This window comes from Tessaracoccus coleopterorum (assembly GCF_011174705.1).
Classification (GTDB): domain Bacteria; phylum Actinomycetota; class Actinomycetes; order Propionibacteriales; family Propionibacteriaceae; genus Arachnia; species Arachnia coleopterorum.
Genome location: NZ_JAANIJ010000001.1, coordinates 216,771 through 236,823, shown reverse-complemented (window position 1 = coordinate 236,823; position 20,053 = coordinate 216,771). Strand labels below are relative to the sequence as shown.

The following is a 20,053-nucleotide window of genomic DNA, read 5'->3' as shown; positions in this document are numbered from 1 at the left end:
TGCTAGCGGCGCGGCCTGGTCCGCGCCGTGGCGGGTGCCGTCCACGGATCCTCCGGCCATGGGTGCTTCGGGTAGCGTCCGCGCATCTCGGAGCGCACCTGGGCGTACGGCCCCGACCAGAACGACGCCAGGTCTGCGGTGATCGCCAACGGCCGCCCGCGGGCGAGAGCAGGTGGAACACCACCTCGGCCGCTCCGTCGGCCAGCCGGGCGAGGCCGCGAGCCCGAAGCACTCCTGCAGCTTCACCGCCACGACCACCGGCCCGTCCCCGTCATGGTGCGGGTAGTCGAGCCGGATCCGCGAGCCGCTCGGCACGGTGAGCCGTTCGGGTGCCAGCTCGTCGAGGCGGCCCGCCTCCGGCCAGGGCAGCAGCCTGCGCAGCGGCGTGGTGAGCTCGATGCCAGCCAACCGGCCGCTCAGTGCTGCCGCCGCCAGTTCGGGCCCGAGCCACTCGTCGAGGCGGGCCAGCAGGGCACCGTCGGACACGTCGGGCCAGCGCACTCCCAGCACCCGGTGTAGCAGGGCCATCCTGCGGCGCAGGGCGTCCGCGGCGGTTGACCAGCCGATCACCCCGAGGCCCTGCTCGTCGACGACCGCGCGCACGGCGCCGGGGCCCAGTTCCCGCGCGGGCACGGGCGTCGAGGTCAACTCGATGGCACCGAGCGCGGTGACGCGACGGGCGCGGAGCCTGCCGTCGACGAGTTCGCCTCTCACCTCATCGATGAGGAGGTGGGACGCGAGCCTCGCGGTCGCCTCGTCGATCGGGGCGCCCGAACGGATCACTGCGCCGGTCCCGGCCGCCAAGTTCCCGGACGCCCTGCCCACCTCCGCCACCGCGAGCCATTCGCTGTCGGCAAGCTCAGCCGGAGCGGCCGCGCGGGTGCCCGAGGCCAACAGGTACGCGTTGCCGACCCTCCTCGCGACCCGCTCGGGAAGCGCGAGCACGACGACCGCGCCGATGGGGCCGAGCGGCCCCGCCCGGTGGGGTGAGCCGCCCGAGCCGGTCCGCCTCCCGACGCCAGCGTCGGGCTTCCGGCGTGCCGCCCCGGCGGAGCGTGGAGAGCTCGCGCGCCAGGTCGCCCCGGATGCCCAGCTCGACGGCCGCCACAGCCTCGGCCGCGGCGCGACCACCGACGAGGGGCGCGGCGTCCAACAGCGCCCTCGCCCACCGCGGGGCGGCAGGGATGTCGGCCAGCCGGCGGCCCGCGGCGGTCACCCGGCCAGTCGCGTCGACGGCCCCGAGCGCGCGCAGCACATCCTCGTCGTCCCGGACCGCCGCCGCAGGCAGTGGAGAGGGCAGAGCGAGGCCCTCTCCACGCGGAGCCCCCATGCCGCAAGGGTCAGCAGCGCCCCCGTCAGGTCGGCGGCCTGCAACTCCGGGTCACCTGCGGGCGCAGCCCGGCGTAGGTCTGATCGTCGTAGCAGCGCCACACCACTCCGGCGCTCTGGCGGGCGGCGCGACCGGCCCGCTGGTCGGCGGAGGACCGGGCACACCGCACCGTCACGAGGCCGGTCATCGAGCGTGCCGCATCGCGGCGGGTTCCCTGGACAGCCCCGAGTCGACGACCACCCGCACCCCGTCGACGGTGACGGACGATTCGGCCAGGTTGGTCGACACCACAATCCGTGGCCGCTCTCCCGCACCGCGGCCCGCGATGGCGCGGTCCTGCTCACGTGGTCCAACCTGACCGTGCAGTTCGAGTACCTCGGCCGGCACCGACCCGCGGAGCCGCTCGGCCACGACGCGCACCTCGTGCACGCCCGGCAGGAACACCAGCACGTCGCCGTCGCCCGGCCGCTCCTCGAAGGCCCGGCGGCCACCTCGGCGACGTGGCTGAGGAAGGGTCGCGTGACGCCGCCGGCATCGAGGGGGAACGGGCCGGGGAGAATCGTTCCTCAAGCGGATGCGCCACGGCCGGCACCCCGACCACGGGGCCGGATCGTCGGCGGTGCCGAGCAGCGCGGCGAAACGCTGCGCGTCAGCGGTGGCCGACATCGCGACGACGGCCAGGTCATCGCGGAGCTCCCGCACCTCTCCCAGGAGCCCCACCAGCAGATCGGTGTCCAGCCCGCGTTCGTGCACCTCGTCGAGGATGACGGCGCCGACGCCGTCGAGGGCAGGGTCGCGCAGGAGGCGACGCAGCAGCACGCCTGGGGTCACCATTTCGATCCGGGCGTCGGGCCCCAGCACCCGCTCGCCGCGCACGGTGAACCCGACCACGTCCCCGAGCCGGGTCCGGGTGAGGGTCGCGAGCCGCCGGGCGGCGGCCCGTGCGGCGACCCGCCGCGGCTGGGTGACGATCACACGCCCGGGAAGGGTGGCGGCCACCAACGGCGGGGCGAGGGTGGTCTTTCCCGTTCCGGGGGCGCCTCGACCACGGCCACGCCCCGCGTGAGCAGAGCCTCCCGGAGCGCGCCGGTCGCCGCGGCGAAGGGGAGGCCGCAGCCGTCCGCGACGAGCTCTCCGAGTTCTGGCACGACCCAAGTCTGCCGCACGCGCCCGAAGGTGGCCCTCCCGACGATCACCCCGACCCAGAGGATCGAGCCCGAGCGTCAGGACCGAGACCCCCAGAACTGTCAGCGATGTCCCTGCACATGACAGGACCCAGCGTCAGGCGTCTTCTGCTCTTCGGGGACGGCCTTCCGCGGGCCATGAATCTCTACCGCTGCGGCGGTCGCCATCGTCGTCGATCGGAGCGTGAGGCGCCCGTGGGCGGGTCAACCCTTGAGGAGTGCCAGCTCGATCCCGGCCGCCGCCTCGAACTCGGCGAACGCGGCCACCGGCTCCGCGCCGTCCAGGAGCACGGCGCCCACCGCAGTCGCGTAGGCGTCGCCGAGCGCGCCCGACCACATGATGTTGCTCGCGAAACCGTGATCGGAGACGAATCGGGCCGCTGCCCTGCCCGGGCCCGCCGCGAGCTTCGTCGCATCGGCCTCCAATGAGGGCTTGGCTGGAATGTGGGTGCCGTAGGAATCGGAGAAGTCGAGTTGGTAGTCCTCGCGGTCCATCCAGAGCCAGCGGACGTAGTCCTTCGCCGCCTCGAGGTTGGTACCGCTCGCTGCGACGCATGCGCCGAACGCGCCGAACGGAACGGCCGGCCTACCGTGGCGGCCGATCGCGGGGAAGGGCAGCACCGCGACGTCGTCTCCCCATGCGGTCTGCATGTCGGGAAGCGACCAGAGGCCGCCCCACTGCATGGCCGCCTCACCGCCCGCAAACGCGGTGCCCTCGTGCCAGTCACCCGACGCGGTGCGGACCATCGCACCCGACTGGAGGAAGTCGCGGTACGCCGTCAGCGCCGCGTAGAAGGGTCGCCGAGGAACGCGACGGCGCTCCGGTCGGCCGTGAGCTGATCGCTCCCGGAGGCCCAGATGAGCAGCGGGCCGAGCGCGCCGACACCGCCGTCGTTCCCGGCGAAGAAACCGCCCACCCCGGTCGACCTGGTCACGGCGGTCGCCGCCGTCACCAACTGCTCGAAGGTTACGGGGGCGCAACCCCGGCGGCCTCGAGCAGCGAAGGCCGGTAGTAGAGCAGTTGGGTGTCGATCGTCTGGGGGATCCCGTAGATCCTGCCCTCGAAGGTGAACCGCTGCATCACCGACGGATTGAACTCCGAGACGCGGTCGCCGATCAGTTCGGTCAGGTCGGCCAGTTGCCCGGAGCGGATCATGTCGAGCGTGCCGCCCTGCTCCACCTCGAACACGTCGGGCGCCTCGTTTGTGAGCAGTTGGGCCGCGAGGACCGAGTCGTAGTCGCCCGGGTCCAGCGCACCGACACATCACAACCGGGGTAGGTGGCGGCGTAGCGCTCGACGGCGGCCCGGACACCCACCTCGCCGTACTCGTGGTACCAGCTCTGAAGCGGCGCCGACGCGGCCAGCTTGCCCACCGCGGCCTGCCCGGCCGCGACCTCGACGCCGGGCGAAGGCGTCACGAGTGGCGCGGCACCCGGGACGGGCCCGCGGTACCGCAGGCGGCCAGTGTCGCCGCCGCAGCGAGGCCGCCGCCGGTGCACAGCAGCGTGCGCCGCGATACGTTCATGGACCTTACCTTCGCACGATCCGGCTCCCGACGCGAGGGGCGCCTTCCCCGGTGCCCCCGTAAGCTTGCGGGGTGGCCCAACTTCCAGACGGCGAACCCGCCCCCTCGACGGAGCCCTCCCCGGGAGGCGCTCGTGTCGGAGGCACCGTTGTCCCTCTATGTGCATGTGCCGTTCTGCCGCATCCGTTGCGGCTACTGCGACTTCAACACCTACACCCCGGGGAGGCAGGAGACGGGGCCTCCTCCTCATACCTGCAGGCCGTCCGCTCCGAGCTCGACCTCGCCGCGGCGCAGCTCGGCTCGAGGCCTGTCGAGACCGTGTTCTTCGGTGGAGGCACCCCGACGTGGCTGCCCGAACCCGACCTCGCGGGCATCCTCGCCGCCATCTCCGAGCGCTTCGAGTTGGCCCCCGGCGCGGAGGTGACCACGGAGGCCAACCCCGAGACGGTCACCCCGCCTACCTCACTGCCCTGCGTGAGCATGGCTTCACCAGGATCTCGCTCGGCCTCCAATCGGTGGTGCCGCGCGTGCTGCAGGTCCTCGAACGCGGACACAGCCCGAACGCGGCCTGGCGGCCGCCGGTTGGGCCCGCGACGCGGGCTTCGAACACGTCAGCCTCGATCTCATCTACGGAACACCGGGGAGAGCCTCGACGACTGGGCCACAAGCCTCGACGCGGTCACCGGCACCCCGGTCGACCATGTCAGCGCCTACTCCCTGATCGTCGAGGAGGGCACACGGCTCGCCATGCAGGTGCGTCGAGGTGAGGTGCCGATGCCCGATGACGACGACCTGGCCGACAAGTACCTGATGGCGGAGAGGGTGCTCGCCTCCCTGGGTTCGACAACTATGAGGTGAGCAACTGGGCCCGCCCGGGTGGGGAGTGCAGGCACAACCTCGCCTACTGGCGGGGAGCCGACTGGTGGGGGATCGGCCCGGAGCGCACTCGCACATCGGCGGGGTGCGGTTCTGGAACCGCAAGCATCCCCGCAGCTATGCGGCCGCCCTGGCCGAGGGGCACTCGCCCGCGCTGGCGCGCGAGGTCCTGGACCTCGATCAGCGGCGGGTGGAGCGCGTGCTGCTCGAGTTGCGCCTACGCGAGGGATGCCCGCGGACGTGCTCACCGCGTCGGAGGCCGGTCGCGTCCCCGGCCTCATCGCAGAGGGCATGCTCGAACGTGCCGGCGACCGGCTCCGGGTGACCCCCGGCGCGAGGCTGCTCGCCGACGGCGTCATCCGCGACCTGCTCGACTGAGCGGTCCCTCCTCCGCCGTCGCTCCCGACTCCTTGACGGCCTCCCCTATTGTCCTAATGTATTAAGCACCTAATACAACGACACAGGAGGCGGTGGGATGGAGTTCGATCCGAGCAGTCCGATCTGGCTGCAGCTCGTCGACGAGTTCACGCGCCGCATCGTCGTGGGGACTGGGCCCCCGGGGTCCGCATCCCGGGCGTCCGCGACCTCGCCCTCGACCTGAGGGTCAACCCCAACACGGTCCAACGGGCACTCGCCGAACTCGACCGCATGGGCCTCAGCCGGTCCGAACGCACCACCGGGCGGTTCGTCACAGACGAGGCCGACGTCATCGACGAGGCACGGGCGAGCCTCGCGGCAGAGGTCGCCACCCAGTACGCACGTCGCGCACAGGGGCTCGGTATGAGCCTCGGCGCAGCCAGGGAACTTCTTGGCACGCAGTGGCACACCGCCACGGAAGGAGGAATCGCATGAGCGCGATCGCGATCAGCGGGCTCGTGAAGGATTACGGGAAGTTCAGGGCCCTCAACGGACTCGACCTTGAGCTCGGCGGCGGCCAGATCGTCGGCCTGCTCGGCGAGAACGGCTGCGGGAAGACGACCCTGCTCAAGGTCATCGCCGGCGCGCTGACCCGGTACCAGGGATCGGTCCTAGTCAACGGGTCGACCCCTGGGCCGGAGACGAAGGCGCAGGTGTCGTTCCTGCCGACGCCAGTTTCCTCCCCGACGGCGCCAGCCTCGACGCCTGCATCGGCATGTACCGCGACTTCTTCTCCGACTTCTCGGAGGACAAGGCCCGCGACCTGATCGGCTTCTTCGGGCTCGATCCCGCGCGCAAGCTCTCGACCCTCTCGAAGGGGATGCGGGAGAAGGGCAGATCGCGCTCGCCATGTCGCGCCGCGCCAAGGTGTACCTGCTCGACGAGCCCATCTCGGGCGTCGACCCCGCGGCCCGCGAGGTGCTGCTGCAGGCCATCATCCGCGACCTCGACCCCGAGGCCCTCGTCGTGATCTCCACGCACCTGATCCACGACCTGGAGCCCATCCTCGACGGCGTTGCCTTCATGCGCTACGGCCGCATCCAGCTCAGCGGCGAGGTCGACGACCTGCGCGCGGAGCACGGCCTGTCCATTGACGCACTCTTCCGGGAGGTCTACCGATGATCACCATGCTCCTCAAGCACGAATGGCTCCGCACCTGGCGCTGGGCTGCCGTGCTCACGCTGGGGCCGCCCTGCTGGTCGGCACGTTCACCGGCGCCTCGCTGCTGCTGCCCGCGCCGACCGACATGGTGCTGGCCGTCCTGGCGGTGCTGGCCGCGATGATCTTCATGTTCGCCGTGCCGCTGCTGACCTCGCTCGACTTCTACCGTTCCTGCTACTCCCGCACGGGATACTTCACGGCGTCGCTGCCGGTCAAGGCGGCCACGATCTTCCGGGTCAAGGCCACCTACAGCTACCTGGTCTCGCTGCTGGGGTCCTGCTCGGGCTCCTGCTGCTGATCCCCGGCAACATCGCCACCGGCGCCACCAGCGGCGCATCCCCGGCCGAGACCATGGCCGCCCTGGGGAGGCCCTGCGTGCTCTGGGCTCCCTGCCCCCTGGCTGCTCGTGCTCATCGTCGCCACCCTCCTGCTCTACCCGCTCTCGATGATCGCGCCCTTCTACTTCGCCGCGACCGTCGGCTCCCAGAGTTGGATCAACCGGGCCGGCGTCGGGGTGTGGTGCTCACCTGGTTCCTGTACTACGGCGCCACGCAGGTGATCGGTGTCATCGCTCTGTTCATCCCGCCGATGGCCGACCTCAGCCGGTTCCCCGATGTGAGCCTCACCTGGGGCTTAGGCGCGATCTTCACGATGGGTAACGACGCCGCGGTGCTGCCGTTGGCCGTGTTCGTGGCCCTGTTCGCGGTCGCGATCGCCGGTATGTGCTGGGCGCAGGTGTCGTACAGCCGGAAGCTCGAGTTGCGCTGATAGGTTCGCTGACCGTGGATCGATACGCAAAGGACGTGCTGGCGGCCGGCTGGCAGAAGGCCCATCTCAAGCAGACCCGTGACGTGCCGGTCGAACTCGACCTCGTCGTCGAGTTCGACGACTTCTGCGGCGCGGTCGTCGGCTGGGAGAACGGCATCGTCCTCCTCGAGGACCGTAGGGGAAGCGCAGGGGGCGCCGCTCGGCGCCGGCTTCCTCCTGGAGGGGAGCCCGTCGCGCTGCGGCCCCCGCTCCGGGCGGTGCGGCCAAGCCGCGGTACACAGCCTCCGGGTCGCGGGTGTCCGAGCAGCCGGTGAAGGCGAAGGTGGCGCTTCCCAGCCGCATCTACGTCGAGGGCCGCCACGACGCCGAACTGATCGAGAAGGTCTGGGTGACGACCTGCGCCACGTCGGGGTTGTCGTCGAGTTCCTCGGCGGCATCGACGACCTCCCCGCGATCGTCGCGGAATTCGCTCCCGGGCCGGGTCGCCGGCTCGGTGTGCTCGTCGACCACCTCGTTCCCGGCAGCAAGGAGTCGCGCATCGCCAGGCAGGTCTATCAGGCCGGCTACCGCGACACGGTACTCATCGAGGGGCACGAGTTCATCGACATCTGGCAGGCCGTCCGCCCCAGCGCGTCGGCAGGAAGGCGTGGCCGTCGGTGCCGCGTGACGTCGACTTCAAGCTCGGCACGCTGCAGGCGCTGGGGCTTCCGCACGCCGACCAGGCCGACATCGCCCGCGGCTGGCAGTCCATCCTGGCCCGGGTGACCTCCTGGCGCGACCTGGAGCCGCAGCTCAACACCAAGGTTGAGACCCTGATCGACTTCGTCACCCAGGACCACCTGCCCGACGACTGAGCTCCGCGACGTTCGCCACTAAGGTGGATGCCATGGACACCGACGACATCCTGGGCCTGTTGCAGCTCACCGCCGCCGAGGTGATCACGCCGAGGTTCCGGCAGTTGTCCGGTGGTGACATCGAGGAGAAGGGCCCGGGTGATCTGGTCACCGTGGCCGACCGGGAGGCGGAGGCGTTCCTCACCCGGCTGCTCAAGGCTGCCCACCCCTCCGCGCTTGTCATCGGTGAGGAGGGTGTGTTCGCCGATCCTTCGCTGCTCAAGGGCGTCGCCAACGCCGACCACGCCTTCATCATCGATCCCATCGACGGCACCAGGAACTTCGTTTCCGGCAAGGATGAACACGGCGTGATGCTTGCAGAGGTGCGCGGCGGCGTCACCACCCGTGGATGGATCTGGCAGCCCATGACGGGCCGCGGATACGTCGCGGAGCGCGGCGCGGGCGTGCGTTGCAACGGAGAACCCATCCGAAGGGTGAGGGTGGACCGGCCGCCGCTCGGCGCGACGTCGCGCTCGAAGCTGACCGGGTTCGACGCGGGTGGGCGCCTGAGCCCCGTCGTGAAGAGCCACTTCTGCTGCGCCTTCGACTACCCGTCCGTGCTGGAGGGCGAGTTCGACTTCATCTACTACAACCACGTGCGTCCCTGGGACCACCTGGCGGGATCGCTCATGGTCACCGAGAACGGCGGCGTCGCGCGGACACTCGACGGCGTCGGGTACACGCTCCTGTCGAGGTCGCGCGGGCTGCTGGTGGCGCGCGACACGATGAGTTGGATGACCGCCCAGCAGACCTGGCCCGTGTCCTGACATGCCGAGGGCACACGCCAGACCCTCGATCCGGGACGTGGCGGCCGCGGCCGGCGTCTCCTACCAGACCGTTTCGCGCGTCCTGAACGAGCCGTCGCTCGTGCGGGCGGAGACCGCCCGACGCGTACTGGCCGCCATCGATGAACTGGGCTACCGACCCAGCCGGGCCGCCAGATCGTTGGCCCGCAACGACTCCATGATGATCGGCGTCGTCCGGGTGCATGCGGCACTGGTCGGCCCGCACCTGACCTCGCTCGCCATCGACGAGGGGCCGTCAGCCGCGGGTACACGACCGCGACGGTGACCGTCCGTGACGACCGGCAGGCCACCCTCGACGCGGCCCGGGAACATCTGCTCGGCCTCGGTGTCGACGGCGCGGTCGTCATCGCATGGTCGGAGCCCTCATTGGGGCTCGCGCGCGAGTTCGCCTCCGAACTGCCGACGGCGGTGGTGGCCGAGGGCCCCGTGCCGGACGGCCTCGCGCGGGCCCACGGCGACAACGCAGGGGGAGTACGGCAGGCCGTCGAGGCGCTTCTGACGTCGGGGAGACGCAGGATCGCGCACCTGGCGGGCCCGGACGACTGGCTGGAGGCCCGCGTGCGACGGCAGGGTGGGAGGCTGCCGCCGGGGATGCCCGCGGGCCGGTCGTCACCGTCGGTTGGGACGCCCCCGGCGGATACCGGGGGATCGACCCGCTGCTCGAGCTGGATCCCGGCATCGACGCCGTCGTCGCCGCAAACGATGCGGTCGCCATGGGGGCGCTGCGGAGGCTGGGGAGTTGGGCGTCGCGGTACCCGACGAAGTCGCCCTCGTCGGGTACGACGACACCGAGTTCGCCCCGTACCTGGCCGTGCCGCTCGCCTCGGTGAGGCAGCCCTTCACCGCCGTCGGATCGGCGGCCATCGGGTTGTTGTTCGACCTCGTCGAGGGCGGGAAGCCAGGCGAGAGGGGGTGCTGCCGGAGTTCATCTGGAGGGAGTCCGCCGGGCGCATCGGGAGCCCGAGCCGTTGACACCGGTGCCCATCGGGCATAATCTTGTGTGACCGGTCACATTGGGGTGCGCAACCCGGCGCCCCGAACCATGGAGGATGCGATGACGCTGACGCTTACCGAGCTGCCCGCCGACATTCAGGACGAAGTGGCCAAGACCCGCCGGATCGTCGCCGACCTGCACGCCGACCTGCCGCGCTGGGAACTGGTGGTCTGGACCGCAGGGAACGTCTCGCAGCGCATCCGCTGCGCCGACGTCATCGGTGAGGACCTCTTCGTCATCAAGCCCTCGGGGTCTCCTACGACCAGCTCGGCCCACCCAGATGGTCGTGTGCACCCTCGACGGCAGGAAGATCGTCGACGGCACCCCCGACCGGTTGCAGCCCTCGAGCGACACCGCCGCCCACGCCTACGTCTACAGCCACATGGACCACGTCGGCGGTGTGGTGCACACGCACTCCACCTACGCGACCGCATGGGCCGCCCGCGCCGAGGAGATCCCCTGCGTCCTGACGATGATGGCCGATGAGTTCGGCGGCGCGATCCCGGTCGGCCCCTTCGCGCTGATCGGTGACGACTCCATCGGCCGCGGCATCGTCGACACGCTGAAGGACTCGCGCAGCCGCGCCGTCCTGATGCGCAACCACGGCCCGTTCACCATCGGAACGGACGGCCGCGACGCCGTCAAGGCCGCCGTCATGTGTGAGGAGGTCGCCCGCACGGTGCACATCTCCGCCAGCTCGGCGAACCGCTCCCGATCGCACAGGAGCTGGTCGACTCCCTCTTCGACCGATACCAGAACGTCTACGGACAGCCCAGGAAGTAAGGACTCAGCCATCATGGAATCCCCGTTCGCCAACCGCAGGATCTGGTTCCTCACCGGATCCCAGGACCTCTACGGCCCGAGGTGCTCGCCCAGGTCGAGGAGCAGTCGAAGCAGGTCGTCGCCGACCTGTCCGCCGCTTCCGAGATCCCGGTCGAGATCGAGTGGCGCCCATCCTCAAGGACCGCGCCTCCATCGAACGCGCGATGCTCGAGGCCAACGCCGATGCCTCCGTGATCGGCGTGATCACCTGGATGCACACCTTCTCGCCCGCGAAGATGTGGATCCTCGGGCTCGACGCCCTCACCAAGCCGATGCTGCACCTCCACACGCAGGCCAACCAGGCCCTGCCGTGGGACACCATCGACATGGACTTCATGAACCTGAACCAGGCCGCCCACGGCGACCGTGAGTTCGGCTACATCGTCAGCCGCCTCGGCAAGCAGCGCAAGATCGTGGTCGGCCACGCCACCAACGCCGACGTGCGCCACAAGGTCGCCGTCTGGGCGCGCGCCACCACCGGCTACGCCGAGCTCCGCACGCTGAAGCTCACCCGATTCGGTGACAACATGCGCAATGTCGCCGTCACCGAGGGCGACAAGACCGAGGCCGAGCACAAGCTGGGTGTCTCCGTGAACACCTGGGGCGTCAACGAGCTCGTGGCCGCCGTCGAGGCCGTCCGGGACGCCGACATCGACGCCCTCGTCGCGCAGTACGAGGAGCTCTACGACGTCGCGGCCGAGCTGCGGATCGGCGGGGAGCGCCACGAGTCGCTGCGCTACGGCGCGCGCCAGGAGCTCGCGCTGCGCGCCTTCCTCGACCAGGTGGGCGCGAAGGCCTTCACGACGACGTTCGAGGACCTCGGCGGGCTGCGTCAGCTCCCCGGCCTCGCCGTACAGCGCCTGATGGCCGACGGCTACGGCTTCGGCGCGGAGGGCGACTGGAAGACGGCCGTCCTCGTGCGCCTCGCCAAGGTGATGGGCTTCGGCCTCTCCGGCGGCGCGTCGCTGATGGAGGACTACACCTACGAGTTGACCCCGGCAGCGAGAAGATCCTCGGCGCCCACATGCTCGAGGTCTGCCCCTCCCTCACCACGGCGAAGCCCACGCTCGAGATCCACCCGCTCGGCATCGGCGACCGGGAGGACCCGGTGCGGCTGGTGTTCAACACCGACTCCGGCCCCGGCATCGTGGTGGCCCTGTCGGACCTGCGCGACCGCTTCCGCATGACGGCCAACCTGGTCGACATCGTCGAGCCCGACCAGCCGCTGCCGAACCTGCCCGTGGCCCGCGCCGTCTGGACGCCGCAGCCGAACCTGCCGACCTCAGCCGAATGCTGGATCGCGGCCGGTGCCGCCCACCACACCGTCATGTCGACCGGTGCGGGGCTGGAGGAGTTCCGGGACTTCGCCGACCTCGTCGACATCGAGCTCGCGGTGATCGACAACGACACCACGACGCGCGGCTTCATGAACGAACTGCGCTACAACGCTGTCGTCCACAAGTTCACCGACGGCCTCCGCTGACCCGCTGAATGAGACCGAACCCCGGCCACGGCCGGGGTTCGTCCGTCTCCCTGGTGACGGGTCGCCTCCGGGTGTCAGAGGGAGAGAATCGGCAGCTGCGTCTTCGGCTCGATGCCCTTCGCCTTCAACTCCGCGTACGCCTTGGGGAGCGCGACGGCGAGGGTCTCGGCGGTGAACGGCCACTCGGTGGCGGCGGCGGCGTCCTCGAGGCGGGTGCCCTGCTGGATCAGCATCTCGGTCTGGCTGTAGATCATGGCGATCTCCGCCCGCTGCACGAACGCGAAGTCACGGTCCACCACCCTGCCGTGGCCCGGCACGAACAGGGTCGAGCCGGTCGAGGCGCCCAGCACCCCGTCGAGCACGGTCGGCCAGTTGCTGAGCGAGCTCGTCCCATCGACCTGTGGGTCGCCCCCTCCTCGAGCAGGTCGCCCGCGAAGACGACCCGTTCGCCGGGCACGAAGACGATCAGGTCGCTCCGGGTGTGTGCGTCGCCGAAGTTGACGAACTCCACCCGCTGCCCCCCAGGTCGATGGCCAGGGCCATCGAGAAGGGCCGGGTCGGCGCGAACGCGGTGAGGTTCTCGTGCGCGATGCTGACCACGCCCTCCATGCCCGGGACGCCTCCGCTGTGGTCGTCATGGTCGTGGGTGACGACGACGTGGGTCACGGGACGTTCAGCAGCGCCCTGGCCGAGGCGAGCAGCTCGCGTCCCTGTTCCGGAGTGTTGCCCGAGTCGACGAGCAGCGCGGCCTCGCTCCCGACCACGAGGCCGACGTTGACTCCGTGCGGCTCGACGGTGGTGACGAAGATCGACGGGGTGACAGGGGTCCATTCGGGCGTCATGGACTCCATCCTAGATGGGACTACACTGGCACTCGGCAGTTGTGAGTGCCAGCAGCAGGGATGAGGAGGTGACCATGCTCGACGACCGCAAGCTCGAGGTGTTGAAGGCCATCGTCACCGACTACGTCTCCAGTCGTGAGCCGGTCGGCTCGAAGGCGCTGGTGGAGCGTCACCGGCTGAAGGTCTCCGCGGCGACCGTCCGCAACGACATGGCCGCGCTGGAGGAGGAGGGCTACATCACGCAGCCCCACACCAGCGCGGGCCGCATCCCCACGGACAAGGGCTACCGGCTGTTCGTCGACCGGCTGGCCCAGATCAAGCCCCTCTCGCAGGCCGAGCGCGTCGCCATCACGAGCTTCATGAACGGCACCGCCGACATCGACGACCTCGTCGGCCGCACGGTGCGGCTGCTTGCGCAGCTCACCCGGCAGGTGGCCATCGTGCAGTACCCGGTGGTGCAGCGCGACGAGGTCCGCCACATCGACCTCGTGCCGCTGAGCAGCGATCGGCTGCTGGTGATCGTGGTGTCGTCGACCGGCCGGGTCGACCAGACGATGGTTGACGGGCCCGTGCTCGCCGACCAGCACCTCGCGGTTCTCCGGGCCCGGCTCGCTGCGGCCATGGTCGGGCGCCAGGTCGCCGACGCGGCCAACGCGCTGGGTGGTTACCTCGACACGGTGCCTCCGTCCGAGCGGGCCGTCGCGGCCCCCGTTGTCGCGGCGCTCCTGGAAACCATCGCCGCCAAGCCTGCGGCCCATGTGCTGGTGGCGGGCGTACCGAACCTGGCAGGCGCCGAGTTCGAGCAGAACCTCCGCCCGCTCCTCGAGGCACTCGAGGAGCAGGTCGTCCTGATGCGGCTGCTGGGGAGGCCGCCGGTGACGACATCACCGTCCGGATCGGCCAGGAGAACACCACCCTCGGCTTCCACGGCACCAGCCTGGTGGCCACCGGGTACGGCTCAGACCTCCAGGCGAGCCTCGGGGTGGTCGGACCCACCAGGATGGACTACCCCTCAACCATCGCCGCGGTGCGAGCCGTGGCGCGTTACGTGAGCAGATTCCTCAACGAAGGCTGAAAACCCAGAGATATGAGCAAGGACTACTACGACATCCTCGGCGTGGAGCGCGACGCGACCCCTGAGGCGATCAAGAAGGCCTACCGTCGCCGCGCCATGAAGGTGCACCCCGACGTCGCGCCCGACGACGCGGATGCGGCCGAGAAGTTCAAGGCACTGAGCGAGGCGTACGAGGTCCTGAGCGACCCCAACAAGCGTGCCGTGTTCGACCGCGGGGCGATCCCATGGGCGGCGGCATGGGCGGTGCCGGGTTCTCGGGCTTCGGCGGCGGATTCCCCGGCGGGTTCGACTTCAGCAACCTCGTCGATGCCATGTTCGGCACGGCGTCGAGCCGCGGGCCCGATCACGTGTCCGGCAGGGTCAGGACGCGCTCGTCCGGCTCCGGCTCGAGCTGTTCGAGGCCGTCTTCGGCGCCACCAAGCCGGTGAAGGTGCAGACGGCCGTCGTGTGCCCGAAGTGCGGCGGCAACGGTGGAGAGCCCGGCTCGGAGCCCGTGACGTGTGGCACGTGTGACGGCTCCGGCGAGGTGTCCCAGATCCAGCGCAGCTTCTTCGGTGATGTGCGCACGTCCCAGGCCTGCCCGACCTGCCGCGGCTACGGCACGATCATCCCCAACCCATGCGGTGAATGTTCCGGCGAGGGCCGCGTCCGCACCACCCGGACCCTCCAGGTCAAGGTGCCCGCGGGCGTCTCCACCGGCATCCGGATCCATCTCGAGGCCCAGGGCGAGGTCGGCCCGGGCGGCGGCCCGCAGGCGACCTCTACGTCGAGCTGCACGTCGATGAGCACGACACCTTCCGGCGCGAGGGCGACAACCTCGAGATGGTGGTGAAGCTCCCCATGACGGCCGCTGCGCTCGGCACCACGGTCGACGTCACGACCCTCGAGGCCGAGTGGCCGGATTCGGCGGAGGAGGACCGCAAGGTCGCCGTCGAGGTGCCTGCAGGAACCCAGTCCGGTACCCGGATCATCCTTAAGGGTCGCGGCGTGCCGAGGCTGCGCGGCGGCGGCCGGGGCGACCTGGGCGTCACCCTCCTGGTGCAGACCCCGACGAAGCTCGACGAGCGGCAACGCGAACTGCTCCACCAACTGGCCGAGGAGCGCGACGAGTCCCGCCCGGAGGCGATCACAGCCAAGGGCGGAAAAGGCGTCTTCGGCAAGATCTCCGAGTGGTTCTCGTGACGAGTCCCTCTTCATCACCGACTTCGAGGAGGCGGTGCCGGGGCAGGTCATCACGCTGACGGGAGACGAGGCGCACCACGCGGTGGCAGTAAAGCGCATCGAGGTGGGCGAGGCCGTGCTTCTCAGTAACGGCCGCGGACTCGCGGTGAGCGGGCGGGTCACCTCGACCGGCAGGCGCGACCTGAGCGTGGAAGTTGAGGAGGTCTTCTCCCCCAGGAGCCGCGGCTCACCTGGTGCGTGGTGCAGGCGCTCGCAAAGGGCGACCGGAGCGACATCGCCGTCCAGACGGCCACGGAACTGGGTGCCCGGCGAATCCTCGCCTGGCAGGCCTCCCGTTCCATCGTGCGGTGGCAGGGCGAGCGGGGTGCCAAAGCCCTCGAGAAGTGGCGTTCCACCGGCCGTGAGGCCGCCAAGCAGGCCCGGCGCTTCCGGGTGCCCCGGTCGACTTCGCCACCACCGACGACGTCGTGCGGGCCATCGGCAGGGCACCGATCGCGCTCGTGCTCCACGAGGCCGCGCATGGCCACATCGCCGCGACCCAACTGCCCGACGACGGGGAGGGCCTGTTGATCGTCGGCCCGGAAGGCGGCATCGCCCGGACGAGCTCGACCGGTTCCTCGAGGCAGGGCGCAGGCCGTCAGCATCAGCGACGGAGTGCTGCGCACCTCCACCGCGGGCGCGGTCGCGCTCGGCCAGCTCGACGTGCTGGCGAGGCGCGCGTGAGCTTCTCCTTCGAGGTGACCGACCGGATCGCCGACGCGCCGGGCCGGGCCGGGGTGATCCACACCCCGCACGGCGACATCGAGACCCCGGCGTTCGTCGTGGTCGGCACGAAGGCGACCGTGAAGGCCGTCCTTCCGGAGACGGTCAGCGAGCTCGGCGCGCAGGCGGTGCTTGCCAACGCCTACCACCTGTACCTGCAGCCCGGCTCCGACCTGATCGACGAGGCGGGCGGGCTCGGCAGGTTCATGAACTGGCCCGGGCCGACGTTCACCGACTCAGGCGGCTTCCAGGTGATGAGCCTCGGGCCGGGTTCCGCAAGGTGCTGGCCATGGACACCGCAGGCCTCCAGAACGACGACGTGATCGCCGAGGGCCGAACCCGGATGGCGCACGTCGACGAGGACGGGGTCACCTTCAAGTCACATCTCGACGGCGCCCGGCACCGGTTCACGCCAGAGGTGTCCATGCGGATCCAGCACGAACTCGGCGCAGACATCATGTTCGCGTTCGACGAGTTGACCACGCTGATGAACACCCGCGGCTACCAGGAGGCATCGGTCGAGCGCACGCACCGCTGGGCCGAGCGTTGCCTCGCCGAACACGCCCGGCTCACCCGGCAGCGGACGGACAAGCCGTACCAGGCGCTGTTCGGTGTCATCCAGGGCGCCCAGTACGAGGATCTGCGGCGCAGGGCGGCGCGGGGCCTCGCGGAACTGGACGTCGACGGCCAGACGTTCGACGGCTACGGGCTCGGGGAGCGCTGGAGAAGGAGAACCTCGGCACGATCATCGGCTGGATGGTCGAGGAGCTTCCGGACGACAAGCCCGCCACCTGCTCGGCATCTCCGAGCCGGACGACTTCTTCGCCGCCATCGAGATGGGCGCCGACACATTCGACTGCGTCAACCCTTCACGCGTGGCCCGCAACGCGGCCATCTACACCGCCGACGGCCGCTACAACGTCAACACCGCGGCGCACCGGCGCTCGCTCCTCCCGCTCGAGGAGGGGTGTGACTGCTACACGTGCCGGCACTACACCCGGGCCTACCTCCACCATCTGTTCAAGGCCAAGGAGATGCTGGCCTCCACGCTGGCCACGATCCACAACGAGCGATTCACCGTGCGACTGGTCGACAACATCCGGGCGGCGCTCAAGGCGGGCCGGTTCCACGCGTACCGCGATGAGTTCCTCGGCCGGTTCTACTCCGCGTAGCTGGGCTCGCGGCGCTTCACGGCCGCGATCACCCGGTAGGTGACCGGCAGGAACAGCGCCTCGACGCCCACCTTGTACAGGTAGCCGACGAGGATGTAGTTGACGAGCGTCCCACCCGTGATGACGCCCGCGAACGCCACGATGCAGAAGATCGTGGTGTCGGCGGCCTCTCCCACCAGGGTCGATCCGAGGAGGCGCGCCCAGAGCGAGCCTTCCTGGGTCCGGTTCTTGAGGCGCACGAGCACCCAGGCATTCAGCAGCTGCCCGACGGCGTAGCCGGCCAGCGACGCAACCACGATCCGCGGCACGAACCCCAGGATGGCCGTGAACGCATCCTGGTTCCCCAGTCGTCGGCAGGCGGAGCCGCGCCGACGAGCAGGAAGGTCGCGGAGGCGAGGACCGACACGGCGAACCCGATCACGATTGCCCGCCGCGCACCCCTCCAGCCGTACACCTCGGCGAGCACGTCGCCGAGGACGTAGGTCAGGGGGAACAGCAGCGCGCCGCCGTCGGTGATGATCGGCAGCACGGGGAAGCCGAGCACCTCGATGTCGGGGCCGAACTGGATCAGCTTGACCGCCGCCACGTTCGAGATCAGCAGCAGGGCGCAGAACAGCGCCACCACCACGTCGTAGACGCCGGGCGGTCGGGTCGCGAACCTGGCGGACCGGTCCGCAGTGGATGGGGAAGGCACCGGGGCAGTCTACGAGGGCGGTGCATCTTCGGCCACGTTGCGCGTTGTCCCTCGCTCCCACCCCGCACGGTGGCAAGATTTGGTCATGGACGAACTGGAGATTGAGGCAATACCAGAGGAGTCGGAGCAGCTGGATCAGTTGCAGCCGGGCGACTCGCTCATCAACAGGGGCGTCACGGATGTCCTCGATGAGGGAGTCATCGCCCGGACGGCTGGTCCGTGGCCCAGGGCTTCGGCAACACTGCCGCAGAGATGCGGCAGGGCGAGACGATCGAGATGCGGGTCAAGCAGGAGGAACCCGAGGCACGGGACTCCGCGGCCGAGTGGAACCCCAGCGCGAGGCGAGACAGGTCGGAAGGGAGCGTGCCGGCCGGCTGATGTCCGTCCAGGGCAGCGGCCGCGAGGACACCCTCGGGGTAGACGTCGGCATCAGCGGCGGGGCCGCCAGCGCCGAAGAGGCCGCCATGCACATCATCTCGGACGACGAGGAGGACGACGACTTCCTCGACGACTGACCTCCCGCACCCGCAGTAGACTGGGCGGGTTCCCGGCCGCAGCCGCGCGGCCCCAAGTCACCTGAGGATGAAGTCCTGACCAGTCAGCCGTTGGAAACCAGCAAGGCAAACACCGCGTTCCCGACCAGGGACGCCAGCCGCACCGTCGCGGTGCCGACCTCGATCGACATGATCAACCTGCTCGGCCCCGTGACGACTTCCTGAGGATCCTCGAGGAGCACCTCGATGCAGATCTCCATGTCCGCGGCGGGCAGATCACCCTCTCCGGGACGCCCCTCCGTCGCGAAGGCCGCGGAGGTGCTCACCGAACTGATCACCATCCTGCGCACCGGTCAGGGCCTGACCGGCGAGACGGTGGAACGCGTGATCCAGATGAGCGAGGATCCGTCGGCCCAGGCATCGGAGATCCTGACCCAGAACATCGTCAGCTCCCGTGGCCGCACCGTCCGCCCGAAGACGCTCAACCAGAAGCGCTACGTCGACGCGATCGACAGACACACCGTGGTGTTCGGCATCGGCCCCGCGGGCACCGGCAAGACGTACCTCGCGATGGCGAAGGCGGTGCAGGCGCTGCAGGCCAAGGAGGTCAGCCGCATCATCCTGACCAGGCCCGCCATCGAGGCGGGGAGCGACTCGGGTTCCTGCCGGGCACCCTCAACGACAAGATCGACCCGTATCTGCGCCCCTCTACGACGCGCTGCATGACATGGTCGACGCCGACTCGGTTCCGAAGCTCCTCACCTCGGGCACCGTCGAGGTCGCGCCGCTCGCCTACATGCGTGGCCGCACCCTCAACGACGCATTCATCATCCTCGACGAGGCCCAGAACACGTCCATGGAGCAGATGAAGATGTTCCTCACCCGCCTCGGCTTCGGCTCGAAGGTGGTTGTGACCGGCGACGTCACCCAGATCGACCTGCCCGGGGGCGTCAAGAGCGGCCTCCGGGGAGTGCAGCAGGTGCTCGACGGCATCGACGACATCGCCTTCTGCACTCTGACCGCACGCGATGTCGTCCGGCACAGGCTCGTCGGACGCATCGTGGCCGCCTACGACCAGTACGAGAGCCTCAACCAGTCTCGGAGGGACGCCAGGTGATCGACATCAACAACGAGTCGGGCATGGAGGTCGACGAGCTCGGCCTCATCGAGCTCGCCCGCTACGCCTCGAACAGCTGCGGATCCATCCTCTCGCCGAGCTGGCGATCATGCTGGTGGACGAGGACACCATGACCCGCTACCACGAGGACCTCATGGACCTGCCGGGCCCGACCGACGTGATGAGCTTCCCCTCGGTGAGCTGCGCGCCCGGGCGACGACGAGGAACCGCAGCTCGGCGACCTCGGCCACGTCGTCATCTGCCCGCAGATCACCTCGGAACAGGCGGCCGGGAACGGTCGCGAGCCGCACGCGGAGATCGAGTATCTGCTGATCCACGGGCTCCTGCACCTCCTCGGCCACGACCACGCCGAACCCGAGGAGAAGGCAGTGATGTTCGCCCTGAACGACCGGATCATCGCCAGCTGGGACCTCACCCGCACCGCCCGACTCTGA

27 protein-coding genes and 12 pseudogenes are annotated in these 20,053 nt (G+C 69.9%); 24 read left to right on the top strand and 15 right to left on the bottom strand.

Annotation, left to right across the window (positions count from 1 at the left end):
* Positions 1–2: 2 nt before the first annotated feature.
* From G7085_RS29030 to G7085_RS23240, 9 genes and pseudogenes are all read right to left on the bottom strand, one after another.
* Positions 3–149: an ATP-dependent helicase C-terminal domain-containing protein gene (locus G7085_RS29030; RefSeq protein WP_269451745.1), complete on the bottom strand. Its 147-nt coding sequence runs from the start codon at positions 147–149 to the stop codon at positions 3–5.
* Between the two features lie 115 nt (positions 150–264).
* Positions 265–528, bottom strand: a pseudogene (locus G7085_RS29025) (ATP-dependent helicase C-terminal domain-containing protein); the annotation flags it as partial.
* 331 nt (positions 529–859) lie between these two features.
* Positions 860–1,255, bottom strand: a complete 396-nt coding sequence (locus tag G7085_RS23270; protein WP_331715407.1) for a hypothetical protein — start codon at positions 1,253–1,255, stop codon at positions 860–862.
* A gap of 100 nt (positions 1,256–1,355) precedes the next feature.
* The gene (locus G7085_RS23265; protein ID WP_231979126.1) at positions 1,356–1,517 is read right to left on the bottom strand and encodes a hypothetical protein; all 162 of its coding nucleotides are present in this window, start codon (positions 1,515–1,517) and stop codon (positions 1,356–1,358) included.
* Positions 1,514–2,329, bottom strand: a complete 816-nt coding sequence (locus G7085_RS23260; RefSeq protein ID WP_331715900.1) for a helicase-related protein — start codon at positions 2,327–2,329, stop codon at positions 1,514–1,516. Before G7085_RS23260 ends, G7085_RS23265 begins: the two co-directional genes overlap by 4 nt.
* A gap of 389 nt (positions 2,330–2,718) precedes the next feature.
* Entirely contained in the window at positions 2,719–3,261 is a 543-nt protein-coding gene (locus G7085_RS23255; RefSeq protein WP_231979124.1) for a type 2 periplasmic-binding domain-containing protein, read from the bottom strand.
* A gap of 32 nt (positions 3,262–3,293) precedes the next feature.
* Positions 3,294–3,467: a hypothetical protein gene (locus G7085_RS23250; protein WP_231979123.1), complete on the bottom strand. Its 174-nt coding sequence runs from the start codon at positions 3,465–3,467 to the stop codon at positions 3,294–3,296.
* Positions 3,468–3,481: 14 nt separating this feature from the next.
* Positions 3,482–3,703 carry an extracellular solute-binding protein gene (locus G7085_RS23245; RefSeq protein WP_331715406.1) on the bottom strand — a complete coding sequence of 74 codons (222 nt, stop codon included), beginning with the start codon at positions 3,701–3,703 and terminating at the stop codon, positions 3,482–3,484.
* On the bottom strand, positions 3,667–3,933 hold the full coding sequence (locus G7085_RS23240) for a hypothetical protein (protein ID WP_231979122.1): 267 nt from the start codon (positions 3,931–3,933) through the stop codon (positions 3,667–3,669). Before G7085_RS23240 ends, G7085_RS23245 begins: the two co-directional genes overlap by 37 nt.
* Positions 3,934–4,105: 172 nt before the next feature.
* Between G7085_RS23240 and hemW the strand changes: the two are divergent.
* The 16 genes and pseudogenes from hemW to G7085_RS23190 all read left to right on the top strand — a co-directional run bounded on the left by hemW (position 4,106) and on the right by G7085_RS23190 (position 12,260).
* Positions 4,106–5,294, top strand: a pseudogene (gene hemW, locus G7085_RS33795) (radical SAM family heme chaperone HemW).
* 97 nt (positions 5,295–5,391) lie between these two features.
* Entirely contained in the window at positions 5,392–5,517 is a 126-nt protein-coding gene (locus G7085_RS29020; protein ID WP_269451744.1) for a GntR family transcriptional regulator, read from the top strand.
* Between the two features lie 47 nt (positions 5,518–5,564).
* Positions 5,565–5,768 (top strand): hypothetical protein, encoded by a 204-nt coding sequence (locus G7085_RS23220; RefSeq protein ID WP_231979119.1) that lies wholly within the window; start codon positions 5,565–5,567, stop codon positions 5,766–5,768.
* Positions 5,765–6,100, top strand: a complete 336-nt coding sequence (locus G7085_RS23215) for an ATP-binding cassette domain-containing protein (protein ID WP_231979118.1) — start codon at positions 5,765–5,767, stop codon at positions 6,098–6,100. Before G7085_RS23220 ends, G7085_RS23215 begins: the two co-directional genes overlap by 4 nt.
* Positions 6,101–6,182: 82 nt before the next feature.
* Positions 6,183–6,455, top strand: a complete 273-nt coding sequence (locus G7085_RS23210) for an ATP-binding cassette domain-containing protein (RefSeq protein ID WP_231979117.1) — start codon at positions 6,183–6,185, stop codon at positions 6,453–6,455.
* Between the two features lie 22 nt (positions 6,456–6,477).
* Positions 6,478–6,792, top strand: a complete 315-nt coding sequence (locus G7085_RS01510; protein ID WP_197509743.1) for a hypothetical protein — start codon at positions 6,478–6,480, stop codon at positions 6,790–6,792.
* Between the two features lie 108 nt (positions 6,793–6,900).
* Positions 6,901–7,053, top strand: coding sequence for a hypothetical protein (locus G7085_RS01505; protein ID WP_197509742.1), 153 nt, complete (start codon positions 6,901–6,903; stop codon positions 7,051–7,053).
* Complete coding sequence (locus G7085_RS01500) at positions 7,014–7,262, top strand: hypothetical protein (protein WP_197509741.1); 249 nt, start codon at positions 7,014–7,016, stop codon at positions 7,260–7,262. Before G7085_RS01505 ends, G7085_RS01500 begins: the two co-directional genes overlap by 40 nt.
* Positions 7,262–8,116 (top strand): annotated as a pseudogene (locus tag G7085_RS01495) (DUF3097 family protein). The gene G7085_RS01500 and the pseudogene G7085_RS01495 overlap by 1 nt, the downstream one beginning before the upstream one ends.
* 32 nt (positions 8,117–8,148) lie before the next feature.
* Positions 8,149–8,922 carry an inositol monophosphatase family protein gene (locus G7085_RS01490; protein ID WP_197509740.1) on the top strand — a complete coding sequence of 258 codons (774 nt, stop codon included), beginning with the start codon at positions 8,149–8,151 and terminating at the stop codon, positions 8,920–8,922.
* Positions 8,923–8,959: 37 nt separating this feature from the next.
* Positions 8,960–9,226: a LacI family DNA-binding transcriptional regulator gene (locus G7085_RS01485; RefSeq protein ID WP_331715405.1), complete on the top strand. Its 267-nt coding sequence runs from the start codon at positions 8,960–8,962 to the stop codon at positions 9,224–9,226.
* Positions 9,227–9,532: 306 nt separating this feature from the next.
* Positions 9,533–9,955, top strand: a complete 423-nt coding sequence (locus G7085_RS33790) for a substrate-binding domain-containing protein (protein ID WP_408647018.1) — start codon at positions 9,533–9,535, stop codon at positions 9,953–9,955.
* A gap of 280 nt (positions 9,956–10,235) precedes the next feature.
* A pseudogene (locus tag G7085_RS33785) lies at positions 10,236–10,574 on the top strand (class II aldolase/adducin family protein); the annotation flags it as partial.
* A 245-nt stretch (positions 10,575–10,819) separates the two neighbouring features.
* The gene (locus G7085_RS23195; RefSeq protein ID WP_231980808.1) at positions 10,820–10,972 is read left to right on the top strand and encodes a hypothetical protein; all 153 of its coding nucleotides are present in this window, start codon (positions 10,820–10,822) and stop codon (positions 10,970–10,972) included.
* Positions 10,942–11,661, top strand: a pseudogene (locus G7085_RS01470) (L-arabinose isomerase family protein); the annotation flags it as partial. The gene G7085_RS23195 and the pseudogene G7085_RS01470, both read left to right, overlap by 31 nt.
* 140 nt (positions 11,662–11,801) lie before the next feature.
* A complete protein-coding gene (locus G7085_RS23190; protein ID WP_456300385.1) occupies positions 11,802–12,260 on the top strand; it encodes a hypothetical protein in 459 nt (152 codons plus the stop codon).
* A gap of 74 nt (positions 12,261–12,334) precedes the next feature.
* Here the strand turns inward: G7085_RS23190 and G7085_RS01465 are convergent, their stop codons facing one another.
* The 4 genes and pseudogenes from G7085_RS01465 to G7085_RS31790 form a co-directional block, all read right to left on the bottom strand.
* Positions 12,335–12,622, bottom strand: a complete 288-nt coding sequence (locus G7085_RS01465) for a hypothetical protein (RefSeq protein WP_197509737.1) — start codon at positions 12,620–12,622, stop codon at positions 12,335–12,337.
* Positions 12,511–12,777, bottom strand: a pseudogene (locus tag G7085_RS33780) (hypothetical protein); the annotation flags it as partial. The pseudogene G7085_RS33780 and the gene G7085_RS01465, both read right to left, overlap by 112 nt.
* The gene (locus tag G7085_RS31795) at positions 12,726–12,926 is read right to left on the bottom strand and encodes a hypothetical protein (protein WP_231979114.1); all 201 of its coding nucleotides are present in this window, start codon (positions 12,924–12,926) and stop codon (positions 12,726–12,728) included. The gene G7085_RS31795 and the pseudogene G7085_RS33780, both read right to left, overlap by 52 nt.
* A complete protein-coding gene (locus tag G7085_RS31790; RefSeq protein WP_231979113.1) occupies positions 12,923–13,102 on the bottom strand; it encodes an MBL fold metallo-hydrolase in 180 nt (59 codons plus the stop codon). The genes G7085_RS31795 and G7085_RS31790 overlap by 4 nt, the downstream gene beginning before the upstream one ends.
* 74 nt (positions 13,103–13,176) lie before the next feature.
* Here G7085_RS31790 and hrcA point away from each other — a divergent pair.
* From hrcA to tgt, 5 genes and pseudogenes are all read left to right on the top strand, one after another.
* Positions 13,177–14,177 (top strand): annotated as a pseudogene (gene hrcA, locus G7085_RS01450) (heat-inducible transcriptional repressor HrcA).
* 12 nt (positions 14,178–14,189) lie between these two features.
* A pseudogene (gene dnaJ, locus G7085_RS01445) lies at positions 14,190–15,359 on the top strand (molecular chaperone DnaJ).
* Between the two features lie 34 nt (positions 15,360–15,393).
* A pseudogene (locus G7085_RS33775) lies at positions 15,394–15,495 on the top strand (RNA methyltransferase PUA domain-containing protein); the annotation flags it as partial.
* A 104-nt stretch (positions 15,496–15,599) separates the two neighbouring features.
* Positions 15,600–15,929 carry an RsmE family RNA methyltransferase gene (locus tag G7085_RS33770; RefSeq protein ID WP_408647017.1) on the top strand — a complete coding sequence of 110 codons (330 nt, stop codon included), beginning with the start codon at positions 15,600–15,602 and terminating at the stop codon, positions 15,927–15,929.
* 149 nt (positions 15,930–16,078) lie between these two features.
* Positions 16,079–17,293, top strand: a pseudogene (gene tgt / locus G7085_RS01435) (tRNA guanosine(34) transglycosylase Tgt).
* Here the strand turns inward: tgt and G7085_RS29010 are convergent.
* Positions 17,281–17,589 (bottom strand): queuosine precursor transporter, encoded by a 309-nt coding sequence (locus G7085_RS29010; RefSeq protein WP_331715403.1) that lies wholly within the window; start codon positions 17,587–17,589, stop codon positions 17,281–17,283. The pseudogene tgt and the gene G7085_RS29010 sit on opposite strands and share 13 nt — an antisense overlap.
* Entirely contained in the window at positions 17,547–17,915 is a 369-nt protein-coding gene (locus G7085_RS29005) for a VUT family protein (RefSeq protein ID WP_331715402.1), read from the bottom strand. Before G7085_RS29005 ends, G7085_RS29010 begins: the two co-directional genes overlap by 43 nt.
* Before the next feature lie 449 nt (positions 17,916–18,364).
* Here G7085_RS29005 and G7085_RS23170 point away from each other — a divergent pair, with 449 nt between their 5' ends.
* From G7085_RS23170 to ybeY, 3 genes and pseudogenes are all read left to right on the top strand, one after another.
* A complete protein-coding gene (locus tag G7085_RS23170; protein WP_231979112.1) occupies positions 18,365–18,502 on the top strand; it encodes a DUF5709 domain-containing protein in 138 nt (45 codons plus the stop codon).
* Between the two features lie 168 nt (positions 18,503–18,670).
* A pseudogene (locus G7085_RS01420) lies at positions 18,671–19,598 on the top strand (PhoH family protein).
* Positions 19,595–20,053: pseudogene (gene ybeY, locus G7085_RS01415) on the top strand (rRNA maturation RNase YbeY). The pseudogenes G7085_RS01420 and ybeY overlap by 4 nt, the downstream one beginning before the upstream one ends.